At 47.5% G+C, this 18199-nt stretch carries 17 protein-coding genes and 1 tRNA gene; 10 read left to right on the top strand and 8 right to left on the bottom strand.

Going from position 1 to position 18199, the window contains the following annotated elements; genetic code table 11:
* Positions 1-173 precede the first annotated feature (173 nt).
* A complete protein-coding gene (locus tag PO881_RS02805) occupies positions 174-884 on the bottom strand; it encodes an IclR family transcriptional regulator (protein WP_192412459.1) in 711 nt (236 codons plus the stop codon).
* Positions 885-1055: 171 nt separating this feature from the next.
* Between PO881_RS02805 and PO881_RS02800 the strand changes: the two genes are divergently transcribed.
* Together PO881_RS02800 and PO881_RS02795 are read left to right on the top strand one after the other, a co-directional pair.
* Entirely contained in the window at positions 1056-1748 is a 693-nt protein-coding gene (locus PO881_RS02800; protein WP_192235812.1) for an RraA family protein, read from the top strand.
* Entirely contained in the window at positions 1748-2698 is a 951-nt protein-coding gene (locus PO881_RS02795; protein ID WP_110867459.1) for an NAD(P)-dependent oxidoreductase, read from the top strand. Before PO881_RS02800 ends, PO881_RS02795 begins: the two co-directional genes overlap by 1 nt.
* A gap of 309 nt (positions 2699-3007) precedes the next feature.
* On the opposite strand, the gene PO881_RS02790 is transcribed toward PO881_RS02795, so the two are convergent.
* The gene (locus PO881_RS02790; protein WP_110867458.1) at positions 3008-4348 is read right to left on the bottom strand and encodes an MFS transporter; all 1341 of its coding nucleotides are present in this window, start codon (positions 4346-4348) and stop codon (positions 3008-3010) included.
* A gap of 265 nt (positions 4349-4613) precedes the next feature.
* Between PO881_RS02790 and PO881_RS02785 the strand changes: the two genes are divergently transcribed.
* Positions 4614-4862 (top strand): hypothetical protein, encoded by a 249-nt coding sequence (locus PO881_RS02785; RefSeq protein ID WP_280172424.1) that lies wholly within the window; start codon positions 4614-4616, stop codon positions 4860-4862.
* 255 nt (positions 4863-5117) lie between these two features.
* Here PO881_RS02785 and PO881_RS02780 read toward each other — a convergent pair whose 3' ends face one another.
* Both PO881_RS02780 and PO881_RS02775 read right to left on the bottom strand, forming a co-directional pair.
* Positions 5118-6887, bottom strand: coding sequence for a hypothetical protein (locus tag PO881_RS02780; RefSeq protein ID WP_280172423.1), 1770 nt, complete (start codon positions 6885-6887; stop codon positions 5118-5120).
* Positions 6880-7359: a helix-turn-helix transcriptional regulator gene (locus PO881_RS02775; protein ID WP_280172422.1), complete on the bottom strand. Its 480-nt coding sequence runs from the start codon at positions 7357-7359 to the stop codon at positions 6880-6882. The genes PO881_RS02780 and PO881_RS02775 overlap by 8 nt, the downstream gene beginning before the upstream one ends.
* Before the next feature lie 116 nt (positions 7360-7475).
* Between PO881_RS02775 and PO881_RS02770 the strand changes: the two genes are divergently transcribed.
* The 3 genes from PO881_RS02770 (at position 7476) to PO881_RS02760 (ending at position 10112) form a co-directional block, all read left to right on the top strand.
* Entirely contained in the window at positions 7476-8228 is a 753-nt protein-coding gene (locus PO881_RS02770) for a hypothetical protein (RefSeq protein ID WP_280172421.1), read from the top strand.
* A gap of 244 nt (positions 8229-8472) precedes the next feature.
* On the top strand, positions 8473-9588 hold the full coding sequence (locus PO881_RS02765; protein WP_280172420.1) for a hypothetical protein: 1116 nt from the start codon (positions 8473-8475) through the stop codon (positions 9586-9588).
* Positions 9585-10112, top strand: a complete 528-nt coding sequence (locus PO881_RS02760) for a hypothetical protein (RefSeq protein ID WP_280172419.1) — start codon at positions 9585-9587, stop codon at positions 10110-10112. Before PO881_RS02765 ends, PO881_RS02760 begins: the two co-directional genes overlap by 4 nt.
* A 792-nt stretch (positions 10113-10904) precedes the next feature.
* Here PO881_RS02760 and PO881_RS02755 read toward each other — a convergent pair.
* Positions 10905-11573 carry a recombinase family protein gene (locus PO881_RS02755; protein ID WP_280172418.1) on the bottom strand — a complete coding sequence of 223 codons (669 nt, stop codon included), beginning with the start codon at positions 11571-11573 and terminating at the stop codon, positions 10905-10907.
* 143 nt (positions 11574-11716) lie between these two features.
* On the opposite strand from PO881_RS02755, the gene PO881_RS02750 reads away from it, so the two are divergent.
* Genes PO881_RS02750 through PO881_RS02740 form a run of 3 tightly spaced genes read left to right on the top strand, consistent with a single transcriptional unit; the run spans position 11717 to position 13478 of the window.
* Positions 11717-12199 (top strand): ribbon-helix-helix domain-containing protein, encoded by a 483-nt coding sequence (locus PO881_RS02750; protein ID WP_280172417.1) that lies wholly within the window; start codon positions 11717-11719, stop codon positions 12197-12199.
* A 10-nt stretch (positions 12200-12209) separates the two neighbouring features.
* The gene (locus PO881_RS02745; protein WP_280172416.1) at positions 12210-12542 is read left to right on the top strand and encodes a hypothetical protein; all 333 of its coding nucleotides are present in this window, start codon (positions 12210-12212) and stop codon (positions 12540-12542) included.
* A 9-nt stretch (positions 12543-12551) separates the two neighbouring features.
* Positions 12552-13478: a hypothetical protein gene (locus PO881_RS02740; protein WP_280172415.1), complete on the top strand. Its 927-nt coding sequence runs from the start codon at positions 12552-12554 to the stop codon at positions 13476-13478.
* Positions 13479-13903: 425 nt separating this feature from the next.
* Here the strand turns inward: PO881_RS02740 and PO881_RS02735 are convergent, their stop codons facing one another.
* The gene (locus tag PO881_RS02735) at positions 13904-15814 is read right to left on the bottom strand and encodes a site-specific integrase (protein WP_280172414.1); all 1911 of its coding nucleotides are present in this window, start codon (positions 15812-15814) and stop codon (positions 13904-13906) included.
* Positions 15815-15904: 90 nt separating this feature from the next.
* Positions 15905-15989: transfer RNA gene (locus PO881_RS02730), tRNA-Leu, on the bottom strand.
* Between the two features lie 273 nt (positions 15990-16262).
* Here PO881_RS02730 and PO881_RS02725 point away from each other — a divergent pair.
* Positions 16263-16772 carry a DUF2501 domain-containing protein gene (locus PO881_RS02725; RefSeq protein ID WP_101762213.1) on the top strand — a complete coding sequence of 170 codons (510 nt, stop codon included), beginning with the start codon at positions 16263-16265 and terminating at the stop codon, positions 16770-16772.
* Positions 16773-16817: 45 nt separating this feature from the next.
* Here PO881_RS02725 and PO881_RS02720 read toward each other — a convergent pair whose 3' ends face one another.
* Positions 16818-18194, bottom strand: coding sequence for a PLP-dependent aminotransferase family protein (locus tag PO881_RS02720; protein ID WP_280172413.1), 1377 nt, complete (start codon positions 18192-18194; stop codon positions 16818-16820).
* Between the last annotated feature and the right edge of the window lie 5 nt (positions 18195-18199).

Genomic DNA, 18199 nt, shown 5'->3' with positions numbered 1-18199 from the left:
TATAATTTATAAAAAAAGATGGTTAATTAAGCTGGTAGCGATGCAGGGTTATTTTCGCTGTGCGATTCACCCGGTTATCTTCTTCATACCCAGGTGAAATAGTTAGCATTCATACTGCCGAAGTTAGCAATACTCGCGGCATATCATTTACAAGGCGAACCTATCCAGGCCAGCTAGAGCGAATAAAAATGATCACATTTGATCTTAGGGGCGCCGAGCTTTAGGGAGAGTCTGTAAGCCGTCTCTTTCATTATCTTGCCCACACCGCTGTCGCGCATCGATTGCGTTAAACGCGATGACGGACCTGTTAATGCCAGCGCGGCGAGCAGTTTGTTTCCCTCACCAAAAACGGGAAGAGAGAATGCAGCAATGTGCGGATCACGCATGCCGGAGGTAAAGAGCGGTAATTCTGGGGCAGATTCAAGAAGCGGTTCATTGAGTCCCCAATGGCGAAGCACTTGCCCTATTGCTGAATTATCCAGCGGCAAAAGTGTACCGGGTAAGCGCGTTTCTCGTAATCCTTCGGAGGGCTCCGCTCTGAATAAGCAAAGCCTTTGACCGTTCTCAATCACATACCATGTGGCGCTTTCACCCGTCGCCGTCGCCAGCGCGTGCAGTTCAGGCTGGACAATACTGGCCAGATGAAATGACTGTTCATAGAGCTTGCCAAGATAAAGCAGTCTGGGACCCAATGTATAAACGCCGCTGTCGCGTCTGATGACGTAGTTCATGCGTTCAAGTGAGTTCATAAGACGGTAAACCGTCGTTTTATGGTAACCCGAAAATTGTGCCAGGGCGGTGAGCGTCAACGCCTCTTCGCCAGGCTTAAAACAATCCAGTAGTGCCAGCGCTTTCTCAACGGCAATTACGCCTTCATTCCCCATCGGTACGTTCTCCTGTTTGCGACGGTAAGAGTTTACCGTGCAATTTGTGATTCACATCGTATTTACATCACAAATGAAAGCTTAACGCTGGTGCGATCTGATTTAACATCGATATAGTGGTTTTACATAGTACAACATAGTTGTATCAGGTAAAACATGAAGAGGTGATTTATGCCACACGCAGAGAATACGTTCATCAAGCGCGACCTTACCCGTACAGCGCCCGAGCTGGTCAAACAGGCTGCTGAGTTTCAGGCCGCTATTCTTGCCGATGTTGCCGGACGTCGCGGTACGCTGCACGGTCGCGTAAAGCCCGTTTCACCCACCATGAAAGTTGCTGGCCCCGCCATCACGGTTGAGGTTCGGCCGGGCGATAACCTTGCCATTCACGCGGCGCTCGCCATCGCTCAGCCTGGCGATGTTATCGTCGTCGACGGTAAAGGCGATATCAGCTGTGCTTTGATTGGTGAAATCATGTCCACTCAGGCAGAAGCGTCGGGCATCGCAGGAATCATCATCGATGGTGCAGTTCGCGACGCCGACGCACTGTGCGAAAACGGCTTCCCGGTGTTTTCCGCAGGTCTGAATCCTTGTGGCCCAACCAAATCTGTCGCGGGCCGCGTTAACTATCCTGTTTCTGTGGCCGGAGCGGCAATCCAGCCTGGTGATTTGATCATTGGTGATGTCGACGGCGTGGTCGTTCTGCCACGTGAAGCCGTTCCGGCGCTGATTGAACTGGCACAGAAAAAACTGGATGCCGAGACCAAACGCATTGCCGCCATCCGTGAAGGCGATATTCGCGCACCCTGGCTGGAAAAAGCCCTGCTTGCGGCTGGAATGTTGAATGAAGGGGAGGAATTGTAATGGCATCTTCTCATCCCGTAATTTTGGTAACTGGCAGCGATTTGGCGCAGGAAGCGTTAGGCCTGCTCAAGGGCTTTGATATCGTTTACGCAGGCATAAAGCCCAGTGAAGACGAATTGTGTCAGCTGTGTCACCAACACGATCCGGTGGCGATTATTGTTCGATACGGCAAAATCAACGCCCGCATCATGGATGCCGCACCTCACCTGCGGGTTATTTCCAAGCACGGCAGCGGCATTGATGTTATCGATCAAAAAGCGGCGGCTGAGCGCCATATCAGCGTGCAGGCAGCGCCCGGTGCTAATGCAGCAGCGGTGGCTGAACATACATGGACGATGATATTGGCCTGCGCCAAAGCGGTTCTCCCACTGGATCGGCGAATGCGTCAGGGACATTGGGACAAGTCGACCCACAAGTCGGTTGAGCTTGAAGGCCGAACGCTGGGTCTGATTGGATTGGGTGCGATTGGCGGCCGGGTGGCTCGCATTGGCAAAGCGTTTGGTATGAAAGTCCTTGCCTATGACCCGTTCGCCAGGTCCTTTCCCGACGAGTGTGAATCCTCCACGCTTGAAGCTCTGCTACAACAGGCAGATGTGATTTCATTGCACTGCCCATTGACGGAACAGACACAGCACATGATCAACAGCGACAGGCTGAGTCAGTGTAAAAAAGGTGCGATTCTCGTCAATACCGCACGCGGTGGCCTGATCGATGATAACGCGCTTCTAACGGCGCTGGGTGACGGCACCCTTAGCTGGGCTGCTCTGGATAGTTTTGCTGTTGAGCCGCTGACCGCACCACATGTCTGGCAGGCTGTTGATAACGTCATCCTGTCGCCGCACATTGGTGGCGTCAGTGACAACTCATACGTGAAAATGGGAACAGCTGCAGCGAGTAACGTTTTGAAGGTGCTGGCTGAACCGATTAAAAGTGAAAGTGCCCTGTCTTAATGCATTAACCTTCCCCACCACTTGTTAAACGATCTTACCAACTTGCTCGCTGGTAAGGTCGTTCATCAACCTCGGCTATCACTGCAAATCTCCGTCACTCCCTCAGCGTTGCCCCTTCGATAAGACAGTTACGTCTTTCCAATCCAGACTTGTCACTGAGATCTCACTGACGTTTAGCGGCTTGATAACGAGAAGTGCATAGCTTGGATGAGGCGGAACGTGAACTTCTTTTGGAGTGGATTGATGGTGGGAGGAATGGGAGAAAAGCCTCCCGCAGACGCTCAGATAAGCGCCCGCGGGAGGGTGACGTTATTTACTCACCGGCGACGCGGTGTTTTCGACTTCAATGTTTAACTCTTTTTTGCGGCCCATGATCAGCACGGCGATACCGCCAATACCACACAGAATCGCCAGCGGCACCATAGCCAGTGTGTGGCTGCCCGTGGCCTGGTTGATGATGCCGTAAACGTTGACCATCAGTCCGCCGCCGATCAGGTTAGCCATGGCGCCAATCGCAGCCAGACCGGCGGCCGCAGTAGTGGAAGACATCCATCCCGATGCGAGCGCCCAGAACGGACCTTTCATTGAATACGCGCCTACCAGTACCAGCGACAGAATCACCACGCTGCCCGTCAAACTGTTGGTGATAAAGGCAGATAACAGACCACCCGCAATCAGGAAAAGGGTTAACGCGGTATGCCAGCGACGCTCGCCGCTGCGATCGGAGCTTCTGCCCCACACAATCATCAGGATAGATGCCAGACCGTAAGGGATGGCGTTCACCAAACCGGTGGTAAAGTTATCCAGGCCATATGATTTAAGCAGTTGCGGCGACCAGACGCTCAGCGTTGAGCCTGCCGCAGAAGCGCCGGCATAAATCAGCGCCATCACCCAGATATGTTTATGGCGCAGCAGTTGCCATAAAGAGATGTGGCCGATCGCTTTCTTCTTCGCGTTCTCGGCTTCAAGCGTGCTATTCAGCCACGCCTTTTGTTCCTGATTTAACCAGCTGGCATCGCTTGGTCTGTTGCTCAGCATAAAGAAGGCGGCAATACCCAAAACCACCGCTGGAATGCCTTCCAGGATGAACAACCAATGCCAGCCGCGCATGCCGTACCAGCCATCAAGTGACAATATGGCCCCAGAAATGGGCGAGCCGATAAAATTCGCTGCGGGGATGGCAACCATAAAGGTGGCGATCACGCGGGCGCGATATTTACCCGGAATCCAGTAAGTCAGATAGAGAATCACGCCAGGGAAGAATCCGGCCTCAGCTGCACCCAGTAAAAAACGCAATACGTAAAGTGTATTGGCACTCTCAACGAAGGCGGTACAGACCGAGATAATGCCCCACGAGACCATGATGCGAGAGATCCAAATCTTCGCACCGATTTTCTGCATCGCAAGGTTGCTGGGTACTTCAAAAAGAAAGTAACCCACAAAGAACAGGCTACTGGCCAGACCAAAAACGGCTTTAGATAATCCCAAATCTTCATTCATCTGTAGCGAGGCCATACCGATGTTGCCACGGTCAATGATGGCAATCAGATAGCAGACGATGAGAAAGGGCAAAATGCGCCAAACCACCTTCTTAACGGTCTGCTGCTCTATATCGGCAGAGAAAGACGTGGTGTGCTTTTTCTCAGACATGATAATCCTCACAAGTTTGTCATGGCCTTACGCGATGATATGTTCGCAATGCCGATTGTTGTACTGTGTAAAACTTAGATGTACAGAGTACAATCATTATCTCGACAAACGCCCTTCTGTGCCTGAAGTTGTAATCAGGTTGTGTCTTTTGTCACAGAAAGGTATCTGATGATTTTCATTTTTGTGATGCTGGCGAGATTTCTTTTTCGCGCGCACCGCGGGTCTACTGAAAATCATAAGAAATGAGGTAAGTAAAACGGCAGGAATGGAAAAATTAACTGAGACTAATAAAGGAAATATAAATCAGCAATATCAATCAATTAAATTTATTTCCAATTTCGCAGGATGGAATATCAAGACGTGGTCATCAACAGGCGCTGCTGTTAAAACTCACTGTGACGATGCAAAACGAAACCAACAAGCAAAAAGTCAGGTTTTGATAGGGCGGGCGTTGAATTGTACTTCAGGAGAAAAAGACAATAGAAGAGGAAGTGCCCCGTCGACCTTAGCATAACCACAATAAGGCTCGGACGGATTTGGACCAAAAAAAAAGCCTTTCGGCTTTAATTTTAGTAACTTGCGGACTGTTACGGAAGTTCTCGTATATTTAAATGGTGCCGAAGGCCGGACTCGAACCTAACTCTACGTAACCTGCTCTAACCACGCGCCTATTCGTTTCAGGGAACATGATTGTAGGGGGCATCTGTAGGGGAGTCTACCTCCCCATATTTATCATTTTTTAAAGATTGATTGTTTTGGCTCGCAGATTCTAACTACGTGCATCTTGCCCATGCCATTGCTTAAAGCCTTCAAGAACCATGTATAGTGCAGAAACTACAATGTGTAGCATTTGTTCTCCTTGAACAACAAAGGGTAAACTTCTATCAATTTCAATTAGTTTGAATGCCTCTTCAATTTTAGAACTTGGTAAGTGTGCGTCGGCATGCCTAAGCTCATAGATGCCAACTAACGGAGCTGTAACTTTTCTCACTACCGAGTTATCAAATCTTGAGGTCAATAATTTTTCGAGAGATTTCAAAGACCCCCATTTTTCGCCTTTTGGCGGAGCAACAACTTTCTGTATTGCTGAGGCGTCAATGTTATCAGCAATGACTCTTGCAAGATCCTTAGCAAGATCGTAGAAAGAAGCCTCATCTAATGACCTGAATCTATTAATGCTTTTTATAATTTCGGGTATAGATTCATGATCTCTGAACAAATTAAACCCAAACAGATCTTGTGTTTTTTTATTTAATTCATTTAAGACCACGGGAAAGAATTCTTCTGGAGATTGGCTTTCAGCCGGTTCGGCACGAACTTGGGACATATATAACTCTTTTGAAATACCTCCTTCAGGAGAGCAATTGTAACCAGCCCAAATTTGCTGCTGCCACTCTGGCAATAAGCCTATGTCTTTTGCGTAGACATTGATTAAACCAAGTTCATTCACACCAAAATGAGTGTTATAACCATCATAGCAAGCCACACCACCTGTATATCGGCTATAAAAGTTAAGCTCCCCTCCTCTCCTCTTACTTAGCACGCTCATTACATCAGGTTTGAACCAAAGCCATTTACCTGACTCAATAAGCTCATCTCCACACAAGCGAGTTCCTTCAAGATCAACAACGAAATAAATACTCGACGGTATTTTATCGCCCCTGACCATGCGACTCTGTTGAGATGGATTTACAATCGAATCTTTCCATAACTCGCCTAATATTCGGTATAATTTTCGGCCTTCAAAGGTTTTTTCCCATTGCTCGCTATGAGTATTATTATCACTTGGAATAGACGATAAATCTGGAAGTTCATCGTCTTCTTCAACATCTGTTCTAAAAACATGAAAAACGGACATTTTACTGCCAAAAGGATGTCCACCTTCATGAATAGGAATAACACGACCTTCCCAACGAAGATTCTCATCATTAATATTATTTTCTTCATCACTCCATAAGGAAGTCACATCATCTTCAGTTATGCTTTCACGAGAATAAAAAGCTGTTAAGTATAAAAAAAGGCCACGAGCACATAAATAATCTTTCAGATATTTGCTTTTTATCTCAATTGAGACAGGCTTTTCCTCACGAAATGAAACTCGAACAACTTCTTCATATCCCTCTCTCGGGCATATCCATACATCACCTTCTCTATATAATCCTAGCGTAGTTATCAAATCAGGATGTAGATACCAGACGCGTTTAAAATCCCCTTCGCCTTTTTGCTCAATAACTAGATTAAGTCCTTCAACTTCCCTAAATGAACTACAAAAAATATCACATGGTATGTAATCATCTCCGTCAACATAACCAGCATGCTCGTGAGAAATACCTATATCAGACCAGCCTAGTTTTTTAATTTTATCTATTTGCTCAAGCGGAAAAGCCGCAGATCCTAAACCGAAAAATTCTGATTCATATCCTAAATGCCCAATTTTTCCTTTTTCGCTAATTGTATTTATAGCACGAAGGGTTATCCAGACCGACTTGTTCCAATCTTTTCGTCTTGCATCTTTTAATTCAAACCATTCCTTATTCATCTGCCACCTTCTTTTTTAGCTTATCCCACTTAACGGCAGATACGATGCCCCAATTTCCGCTCTGGTTGGGCCTACGCCATTTTGCCGTTTCCATACTACGCAAATACTCAAGAGCTTCGGAAAATGTGTCAAAACGCTTCTGAGAAGCTTTATCACCTACCCCGAATGAACCATCGCGCGTGCTTGCAAGACCGGGATGAAAACATGAACCATCAGCCGCAAAGGGAACCACCAGTTCCGGATCGTCATCATGAGTTGATTCGGACGCTAACAATTGCCACGGCTCAACTTCTAACGCCCGAGCCAACACCTCAATTGCATCTAAAGACGCGTTAGAGCCGCCACGCTCAATGCGGCTCATATAGCTACGCGCAAACCCACAGCGATCAGCAAAGGTTTCTTGGCTCATTCCGGTGGCAATGCGCAATGCTTTCACTCGTTGTCCAAAAAGGATTCTAAGGGTCTTTTTCATCCCTTGAATTTGCTTAGATGTCCACTAAAGAGCCACGCACTTATCGTGACATTTTGAATCATGGGTTTATTATGCAGCTAGAAACACCGCTGGGGTGGCTTTCGAGGAAGGACAACATGATCAAAGAGCAGATTAGAAAAAATGGCTTCGTGTGCAAGGCAGCTTTTGGCGCTTTGTGTATCACAGTATCAATAACGGCTTACGCAGGCGAAAGCATTGACCAACTGGCTACACGTATAGGAATGGATCACTTCCGTGAAGCGATCAGAAAGGGGGATCGTAACGCCTATGAAACTCTACCAGCAAAAGGATATACAAATGGCTTAACCGGGTTATTAATCAAAACCAATACTTACGTCAATCCTGAATACAGCTTCGCTGATTGCGATACTGACACAGTAATTGTTTCGGTTAAAAGAAAGAAGACACTACCCGGTTGCCGAATCTCATTAAAGCTAGCAACTAAAGAAGTCGATGGTAGTTACCACGATAAGGGCATTCGCATTGAATATGGTATTGCCGCTGATTCCAAAAAATATGTTGCCAACAATTCAGCGTGGGCGCAGCATGCCATTGACGGTGATAAGGTGCTTGAAGGTGCCCTTCATCCGGACGAAGCTAGTAACAACAAAGATCAAATGTGCATGGATATGGCCCAATTTACCGCAAATGTAACCGAAGGCCGAAACGGTGGAATGTCAAAAGGTGAGTATTATCGTCGTCTTGATGACATGGATGGTAAAGCTGGCATCACCCCTCAGATGATCGCGCTCTATAAAACTTTCGTTGACTACGTCTATGAAAACCCTAGTCAGGGTTCCAAGCTCTTGGCTGCATTCATATACAATAACTGCATGAATAGTATGTAATTATTACTGTCAGCCGCCAGACTTGATGACAAATTTCGAGTAAATGCTTTTCAGCTAGCCTTTCGTTAGTTCGTGCTCTTGCCCGGCCATACATAGGACTTGATACGGGTAGAACAGGCGTTGAAACATCGCCCGTTCTGCCCTACTTCGTATCTACTTTATCTATGTTTGAGTTCATAATTTTTTCTTCAATTGTCAATATTTTCATGAAATACTTGGAAAAACACATTTGAGAGATGAGTGTATGAGCGTTGGTATCGTCACATTTCATAAGCACACCCAGCTTGGTTTTTATCGTTATGGCAATGATGATTATTGTGAGCCACTCGAAATGAATGCTCTTCTCGCATCCCTTCATGTGTGGTTCCAAGATAGGATCTCACTTGAAGACACGCTTCTTTGGGATGACGAGACTCCCGGTTACTCCCATCGCAAAAAAGTTTATCTAAAAGCAATCGAGAAGGATGCGGATACTGGTGAATATATTCTAGTTCTCTGGAGAGCTGTTGGAAGTGGCGATGGTGTTTATGGTATTAAAGCTGATGCGCGACTTGATGACAATACTCTATATGACGCCAATAATGCAGCAGCTGGAGAGCGAGTTATTTGGGGTGAAGCATCTTACTACTGGTTTATTCCATCAAAAAATTTGTTTGCGTCAATTCGCTTCCCTAACTCAATCGCAGATACAAATTTGATGAATTTATTTTTCAGAGATTTTGTCTGCTTACATGCAGATATAAGAGAAAAGCGACGAGAGGTTAGAGAAGGAAAAACAGGCTCTTACACAACTGTATCGTTCCCTGCGCAGCAAGATGGCGAAACTGGAAATCTGTGGTTTCGTATCAGCTCAAAACAATATACAAAGCTCACAACAAGAGCGGATCTTGGAGCTATAGCGCGCGACATAACGCATTTTGTAAAGCGTGAGGTAATTGCTGCAAGAGAAGTCGATCAAGCTGATTGGACAAGGTTTTTCGGAAGACTTCCTTTTGTCTCTGCTGAGGTTACAAAAGACACTCGTAAAGTCGAGATAAATATTGAAGCGAAACCAACGGCAGAAGAATTGCAGCAAATTTTCGAACAATATGCTGAAGATTACAATGGCGGCTTAGACGGCTGGCGTAACTTAGGGTTTAAAAAAGAAGGTGTGGGTGGTATTTGTTGGTTGAATAGCTTTGTAGTTAAAAATGTTCTACCGATAGATGATACAACTGGTGGAGGCGTGGACGAAACAGGTCATTATACCGCGCAGCGACTGTTTACTGCCCTACAATTCAAACGTGATGGTTTGCTAGCTCCATTCGGCGTTGGCGCAGCGGAAGCTACTGCTCCAGAAGCCGCTCGGGAATTACCATGAAGAATTATAAAATTATAGTTTGGCATCTGCTAATAGCTATGGCAATAACTTATATTAGTTACTGCTTTAGGCTAGATATTAACTATAAAGACATTGACCCCATAATTTCCATATTGCAAAATACGTCAGCAATGATTTTTACAATAATGGGAATTTGGATTGCTTATGTTTACCCAAATGCTGTATTGAAAATTGTTCAACCTTCAAAAGTAACAGCTATTTTCTCAGAGGATGATCTTAAAAGAGTAAAACTACTAGTCGGGGTAGTAATCTCATCCGCGCTAATTCTACTGTTATTGTTAATTGGAATCACATTAAAAACATTCCTGACAAAAACCATTTTCTTCATACTACACCGACAAGTATTTTCAGGCATTGGATTATGGTTTTTACTCTCTCTAGTTTATGCACAATTATTTTGCATTTATGCAGTAATCGCATCAAGTGTCAACTTCATTATAGACTTAAAAAACCTTAACACAAAGAAACGGCTATCAGAAAAGCTCGATGGCAAACAAAACTAGCATACACTGTTAAATAAAAGCGCATTTAATATGCGCCTTTATTTTTCTCACCTCATTTGTCAGAAAAAATCCGCACTATCATTGAAAATTATCAAAAGGCTAAGGGGATTTGATCTTGTCGCAGAGTTAAGCTTTAACGCATTATGGAAAAAGCATATAATTTAGATGTTAAACCCTTATCGCGATAAAGACACCGCCACTCATAACTCATGCCTTATTCACATTATCTTTCCTAATCGTTATATTTTTCACCTACCCAAGGTCAGCTAAAGTCATCCTGTGACGTCCGAAAGATGATTATTATGATCCGCAAATTTTAAAAAATCATTCATAAATGACGAAGAAATGGCCTCTAATATAAACGCAACTGCGTCCTAAAAGTGAACGCAAGAAGAAAAAACGATAATCTTTAATAAACAAGCTTTTAATAGCAAATAAGCAACTAAAAGGCATACGTTATGCAACTATGTTTTGGATTTTAGGGTAGTTACGTTTTAGTAATGTCGCCCTCATGTAATAAAAACTTAAATAACTCAACGCCACGCCCGACATGCGTTCAAACAGAACTCTCATACAGGAATTCAGTGTAGGAAAAATGTATGGGAAGTATGCCGTTTGTTGATCGCGCTTGAAAGTTTCAAACCTTACATTAAAACGCTCTGATAGGTATTCTATGAGCGCCACAAATAAAGATACCCATTCATGCGTCCGCATCTCAGAAAATCGCTCTGTGCGCGTCTACGGGCTTCAGTGAGGTGGTTCTGATGATAGCGGGCGCTGCTAGTGGATGGATTACAAACCTAACCGGGAAATCACCCGCTGGAGCTGCGACAATCCCCACTCGCCACCTTTCGGCGCCGGCGTTCGTGAAGCATTCAGCGTTTCAACCATTTTGCGCTGTGATAGCCCGCGCCCCTTCATACCTTCGATAAGCGGGCGCATCCCTTCAGCGAAGCTCTCAGCCGCTTGCTGGCGGGCTTCAATGTTGCTTTTGAGGTTAGCACTGCCCGCCACGCCCAGAACCTTGCCACGCGCTTTAGCAGCTGCGAGAGCAGCTTTAGTCCGGGCGCTGATTTGGTCGCGCTCATGCTCAGACATAACCGCGTGCATCTGGATCATTACTTTGTCAGCCTGTGGCATATCGGCGGCCACGAAATTAATACCAGTTTCGATTAGCCCGGCAACGAAATGCACGTTACGGGCTAGGCGGTCGAGTTTGGCGATTAGCAACATAGCACCTTGCTTCTTACATGCTGCCAGCGCTCCCCTCAGTTGCGGACGTCTTTCAAGAGCGTTTGACCCCTTACCGGTTTCGATTTCTTCAAACTCTGCAATAACTTCTCCCCCAGTGTTTTTTATATAAGCGGCAACGGCTTCCCGCTGTGCTTCCAATCCCAACCCACTCTTTCCCTGCTTAGCTGTTGAAACACGGTAGTAAGCGATGAACTTGCCGTTTGCCATTTCCTGACCTCATTGTTAATCGAACGTTTAATACGCGGTCAAGATACTCTTAAGCATGAATATGCACAATGATAGGTAACAAAATTTATACTCATTGCCACCCCGTGATATAGTTTCACTCGTTACTATTTCAAGGAAAAAACATGAAGAAGACATTTAAAACTCGTAATGCAGAGTTAACTGGCAATGGCCGTTCGTCGTTTCGTTTTGAGACGACCACTTGGGATGCAATAGACAGAATGGCAGCAAAGCGAGGCATCAGGTGGCAGGATTGGGCGCGCGACGTGCTAGCGGCACAACCGGAGGCCCCAAATAAAGCAGCTCTGCTGCGGGTTGCACTGGCAGACGAATTGATGGCCGAGCAACTCATAGTGCTGGGCGACGCTGGCCCGGTTGAGACTAACATCAACCATGAGATTATCGGCAACGGCTACTGGCGTCTAAACGATGAGGAGCTTGAAAGCGAACTGGATGGCGCGGTAATTACCATAAGAGATAACTCTTTTACCGCGTTCACTTTCATCACGGGCTATCGCCGAAAGGATCTAGGAGGTGCACCGTTCGTCATTATGCAGAACGCACTTCGTGACGGTCTGCATTTAATGATCGCGCCAACCTTAGACTAAGGAGAAAAAGATGACAAAAGGTTTGGTTATCACCACTAGCGATGCTGCATATATGATTCATGATGCCATCGGGCCGCTGCGTAACTGGCATACGATTTTAGATGACATGCGGCTTAATCGTGGCGAATACTGCGAATTGGTTCTTACACCGATCGGCATTGCAAAGCATGAGAAGTCTAAACGCCCCGTTTACCTCTTATCAGATGTGCAAAAATTTATTGATGAAGCACGTGTGCGTTCAGGTTCAAAAGTATCTCCACGATCTATTAATCCGTTTCCCGTTGAATACGACCCATCAGATAAACGGAAATGGAACGAGCGCAAACTCCAGTTGTTCTCGTAGGCGAATACAGTGACTAACGACTATCAAACCGCGGATTCTGCCCTGAAGGAATTTAGGGCAACCGCTGTAATTGACTGGCTCGACGTGCAGATCAGCACAGAGCGCCGGACGCAGCATCAGTATGTTCGCAAAGCATTATCAGCGATAACCGGCATAGACCACTGGTGGGCTGAAGCAATCAATATTCAGCCTGGCGATGTTACTGACACATTCCGCATTCGTTTCCATGATGAACTGGCGAACAACTATCATCATCTGTGTGCTGTATTCAATGCGTTAGCAAAGCGCATCCCCTTAGCAGCCGAGCCAATAATTGCCGGAATAGAAATCAGCTGCGACTTCTGGCACAAGCAGCAGTCAGTTGAAGCAACACGCGCCCTTACATACCGCCTGCAAACAAGCTTGTTTGCTCCCGGCACTAATCACCGTCAATACAACAGTGACAGCAACAGCAACCAGTTTCTTGATAAGCCCGGCCATCGCATAAACCCGGCGTATAACCTGCGTATAGGCAACGAGCTGGATGCCATTTCGTGGCAGAGCTATCACAAGCGCACAGACAGAAAGCAACCGCTGCCACTTCGTCAGCAACGCGCCCGTGTGGAGGTAACATTGCGGGGTGATGCGCTGCAACAATACGGTTTCGGCCTTCTCTCCGGGCTTCAACATTTCCCGTTTGAAACGCTCGCCAGCTTGTTCACGTTCCGCTGTCCGATAGCCGCTGCAAAGATGTCAAAGGGAGATCTGTTCCGGCTTGTCGCAATCAACTGGATTCGCTTGCACAAAGACGCAGTAACGGAGCGCGGCATTCATTCGTTCAGCACTGTAGGGCAGCGTGACAAAAAAGGCAGAACGCGGGCTGAGAGCAGCCACCTGATCGCAGATAAAGAGCTGAGTAACCGGGTTAGAGCGGCGCTACGCAACCTGCATCTCTAAATCGCGATTCCAAAAAAGTGTGCGAATTTTGAAGTAGTGATCCGTATGTTTGCTGGGCTGACTGGCTGTGACCTAATAACTTAAATACATACAACCTTTCACCAACTACGTCTGCATCTTACAGGCAGATAACTACACAAAGGAAAGTAAGAAGCGGAGTGAGGGACATTATCGGCAATACTGCCAGAAACAGCCGCTGAAAAGTGAAGAGTCTTAGGTTTTATCAATGCTATTTCAGGGAGAGCGTTTAAAAACTTTGGTGTTTGAGAAACGAATCCTTATACAAAGAATTGCTGGCAGTTATTCGTAAGCAAACGGGCCTTGAGCACGCAGCAAATCCCACTCCATAAAATCTACTGCTCTCAATTAAAAACGCGGCTGAGAGCCTTACAGAGCGCCTCAGCCGTTGATAGTCGGGCAACCCACTACTCTATTTGTTTGCCTCGCTTTCTTCGCAGCGCATCTCTGACAGCATCTAACCCATCAGGAATGTTAAATTTCGCTATCTCAGGCAACGAAAAATCAATTTTTTCCACAGTTTGAATCATATGAATCGGTTTGAGGTCTTTGCTATATCGCACTTCTGTTTCCGTTTCGCCGCGCACATGTCCAACTAATTGCGCACGTAATTCCGGGCTAACGCCCTTCTCCTTTAGTAAAGTCGAAACAGAGTGGCGGAAAGAATGGAAAGATTTGGTTCTGTTCCTCTCTACATTCAATCTACGCGCCAGTAGCGATTCATTGAACCATGCGGAAACTGGCCTGCCATAGCCTTTAGTTTTATGCGGCTTAAGCTCGGGGAACAGGCGGGCATACCCGGCATTTTTTAAGGCTTTAACGTAGTCGATGAAACCGAGAGCAATCAGCGTGGAGTGAATCGGAATCTTGCGGCGAGCATTGGCATTTTTTAGTTTCTTTCCACTTTCGCTATCGCTTTCAAGGTTCAGGTAATAAACGTCATCTTCCGCTAGTATGTCATCTAGAAGTAACTGCGCGATCTCATTAACTCGCGCCCCCGTCAGTAGCCCCAGCAAAGGTGCCCAATAGTGAAACGGGCAATATTGATGGAATCGCCCTTGCGCGTTACGTTCTCCTGTTCCAGCTAGAAACCACGGTAGCGAAAAAATCGCCTTAACTTCATTAGGTTCAAACACGTCAGTGTGATCCTGGTCTCGCTCGTCTTTATCATCGCGCGGGAAAAAGTTCTCGCATGGCGATTTCAGTAGCTTGCCATCAGCAACAGCCCACTTCATTGCACCATAAAGGCCGTTGATATACTTCCTGACGGATTCCTCAGTCATCGACTTATCGCCGCATTCCGCCGCCTTAGCGATTAACTCATCCAGTGTTTTCACCCCATATTTAGCTTTCGCTAGATTCCGGTTTGCGGGGATCGTGCGTAGTTTGCTCTCATAAGCTCGGAGGAAATCGCGATCAAAGTCTTCCAACTGAATGTCGCCCATCGCTTCAATCATAAAGGTGAAGTAGTTACGGATATCGTTAATTGCCGACTCCGAGACTTTACCCTTGCGCCGATGCTTTACATACTCTGAACATAACCATGACAGGCTCTTAGTGTAATACTTTCGATGAACATACTCGTTAACGATAACGGGGGATGGGGTAGCAAGAGGCGCAGCGGGATGAACGCTAACAGCTGGTGGTGTAGTCTTAGCCAGCCAATCAAGCCGGAGATTTTCTGCATGGACTTTATTGATCAATAGCGTATCGGGTTTTATTACCGGGCAATTGGAGGTGAAAAACCAACCGCCTTTAGCTTCGCTTCCAGCAGTTTTAAACACCGAGGCTTCTGAATGCCCGTCGCTGATGATGTTACGTAAATGCGCCAAGGGAGCAATGAGTTGCAGATAACCTTTAACAACCCCTTCCATACCCTGCGCTTCGACATAGTTAAGCACGTAGCTGCCATCGAGAGGGTCTAACTCGACCTCAGATAAAGTCTCAACATAAAAGCCAGCCTGCCCCGTCGCTAGCCAAAACATAGGCAGATTGCGGTTCATCACCGCCTGAATTAACTGAGTAACGGGCAGCTCGATTGACTGAGCAAAGTTAGAAAGCGAGATCATGCCCTCTCCGGCAAGCAGCGGGGCGCAGTCATTTAAAGATCGGTAATCCAATTGTTCATACTCTTGTAAGGTCTGATACCAGACCGCCAACAGGAGCGCGGACTTCTGCTTTGCTTCATGAAGGTCATGAGTGCCTGTTGAAGTGTGAATCTCACACTGTCCTGCGTATCGGCGAAAACGTTGGGGAACGCTGATGCGGACAACATAAATGCCGCTGGTTCGACGATAGAGTTTATATCGCTGAGACATCGCCTCGTATAGCCTTTTGTAGTAGGGCTACGCAATTACAAGCGAAAAAATAGAGAAAGGTATTTAAAAAACAACCAATTAGATGAGTCTTGGTGCCGAAGGCCGGACTCGAACCGGCACGTATCTCTACGGTTGATTTTGAATCAACTGCGTCTACCGATTTCGCCACTTCGGCACTGAAGAGGATGCGGAAAACGTTGGGGATTATACCGTTACGAACAGCGTGCGCAACCGGAATCGTTAGGGATGTGCGCTAAGCGTTGAAAAAAACAGCATTTCGCGGATAACTGCTTGTTATACCGTCGATCCCGCCAACCGACGTTCAAAAATTAAAACCCAGAACGGTCCCAATTTTCCCCAATCAGCCCGGTTAACTGGAACTTTCCGAATTCAAACCTCTCTTAACCAAAACTGACGCAGTCAGAACATAAAAGACAACGAGGTTGAGATGAAAGTACAACGCATGATTTGGGGATGGGGCATCGCGGCAGCCATGGTTGCGGGGAGCGCATCGGCGGCAAGCTGGCAGGATCAGCTGAGCAGCGCGGCATCGCAGCTGTCACAGCAAAACAACAGCACCAGCAACACCAGCACCACGCAGAACGGCGGCATGTCGCTCTCATCGCTTACCGGCCTGCTGAACGGCGGCGATAAAGCGGTGAGTTCCAACAGCATGACCAACGCCGCAGGCGTGATGTCCTACTGCGTGCAGCACAACGTGGTGGATAACAACGTGAAGTCGGTAAAAGATCAGGTGCTGAGCAAACTCGGCCTGAACAGCACCACCGCGCAAGAGCAGAAAACCGATTACCAGCAGGGTTTGCAAGGCTTGCTTAACACTGGCAACGGTCAGCAACTGAATTTGCAGAGCCTGAGCAACTCGCCGATGGGTGAGAAGCTGAAAACCAAAGCCTGCGATGTGGTTCTGAAGCAAGGCAAAAAATATATCGGCATGTAAGGACGCGCCGATATCAAGGCGCGAGCTGTCCCTCGCGCCTTTTCTTTAGTCCAGTAACGCTCGCGTCTCCAGCACCGTTCTCTGCAACAACTCCCGCGCCTGGTCCAGCGACCGAATGTTGGTATAGCCAATCACCAGGCCATAGCGTTTCTGCGTCTGCATATACCAGCCGGAGAGCGGCAATACGCGCAGCTGATGCCGCTGCCAAATCTCCGCCAGCGCTGTGTCCTGCATGCCATGCGGCAGGAAGGCGACAATGTGCATGCCGCCATCCGTCAGTTCAAAATCAAACACATCCGGAAAACATGCCTGCAAGGCATCCAGCATCATGCGGCGTCGCTGCTGATAAAGCGTGCGCATCTTTTTGATGTGGCGATAGAAATGCCCTTCGCTGAGGAACTGCGCCAGAATCTTTTGCGGCAGCAGCGACATACCGGTTTCAAGGATTTCCCCCAACTCGCTGAAGCGCGCGATGGTCTCTTTCGGCATCACCAGATAACCCACGCGCATCGCCGGCATCATGGTTTTGCTGAAGGTGCCGGTGTAAATCACCCGATCGTGCACATCCAGGCTTTTCAGCGCCGGAATCACTTTGCGCGTGTAGTGAAACTCGCCGTCGTAATCATCTTCAATGATCCAGCTGTCATTGTGCTGTGCCCACTCCAGCAGTTGATGTTTGCGCGGCAACGATAAGGTTACCGCCAGCGGGCTGTGATGCGTGGGCGTGACGATGGCGAAACGCGCATCGGCGTGATAGCGCAGCAGATAATCCACATCCATGCCTTGCCGATCAACCGGCACGTAATGCAGATTCGGCGCGATGCGCTTCAGCAGTTTTTGCCCGAAGAAATAGCCGGGATCTTCAAACATCACCTTGTCGCCAGGCTGCGCCAGCACCGCCAGAATGAGTCGCAGGTTGGCGCGATAGCCGCTGGTGATGAAAATCTGTTCCGGCTGGCAGTTAAGCCCACGCGAAATATTCAGGTAGCTGGCGATGGCTTCCCGCAGCGGCTGATAACCCATGACCGGCGGCAAAATCATCTCATCCGCGCGCAGGCTGCGCGACGCTTTGCCGGAAATCAGCAGCCATTTTTTGTGCGGAAACGCATCCAGCGCCGGGATGCCAAGCCGCAGCTCGCCTTTGCTCTCACGCTGGGTTAACGCGCTCACTGGCGGCGCAGGCACTGCCGTTTTCCCGGTTGTTTCCGGCAGAATCAGTTCGGGATTAACGCGCGTGCCCTTCGCGCCCTGACTGACAAAATAGCCTTCGCCGATCAGGATTTCATAAGCGGCTTCCACCGTTTTTCGCGCCACTTGCAACTCACTCGCCAGCGTACGGATCGCCGGTACGCGGTCGCCCGGCTTCAGCTGCCCTGCAAGAATCTGCTGGCGATAACGCGCATAAATCTCTTTATAACCCACGCCAT

Origin of the sequence: Pantoea sp. SS70 (assembly GCF_029866845.1) — a bacterium.
GTDB lineage: Bacteria > Pseudomonadota > Gammaproteobacteria > Enterobacterales > Enterobacteriaceae > Pantoea > Pantoea leporis.
This window is presented reverse-complemented; position numbering and strand designations above follow the sequence as displayed.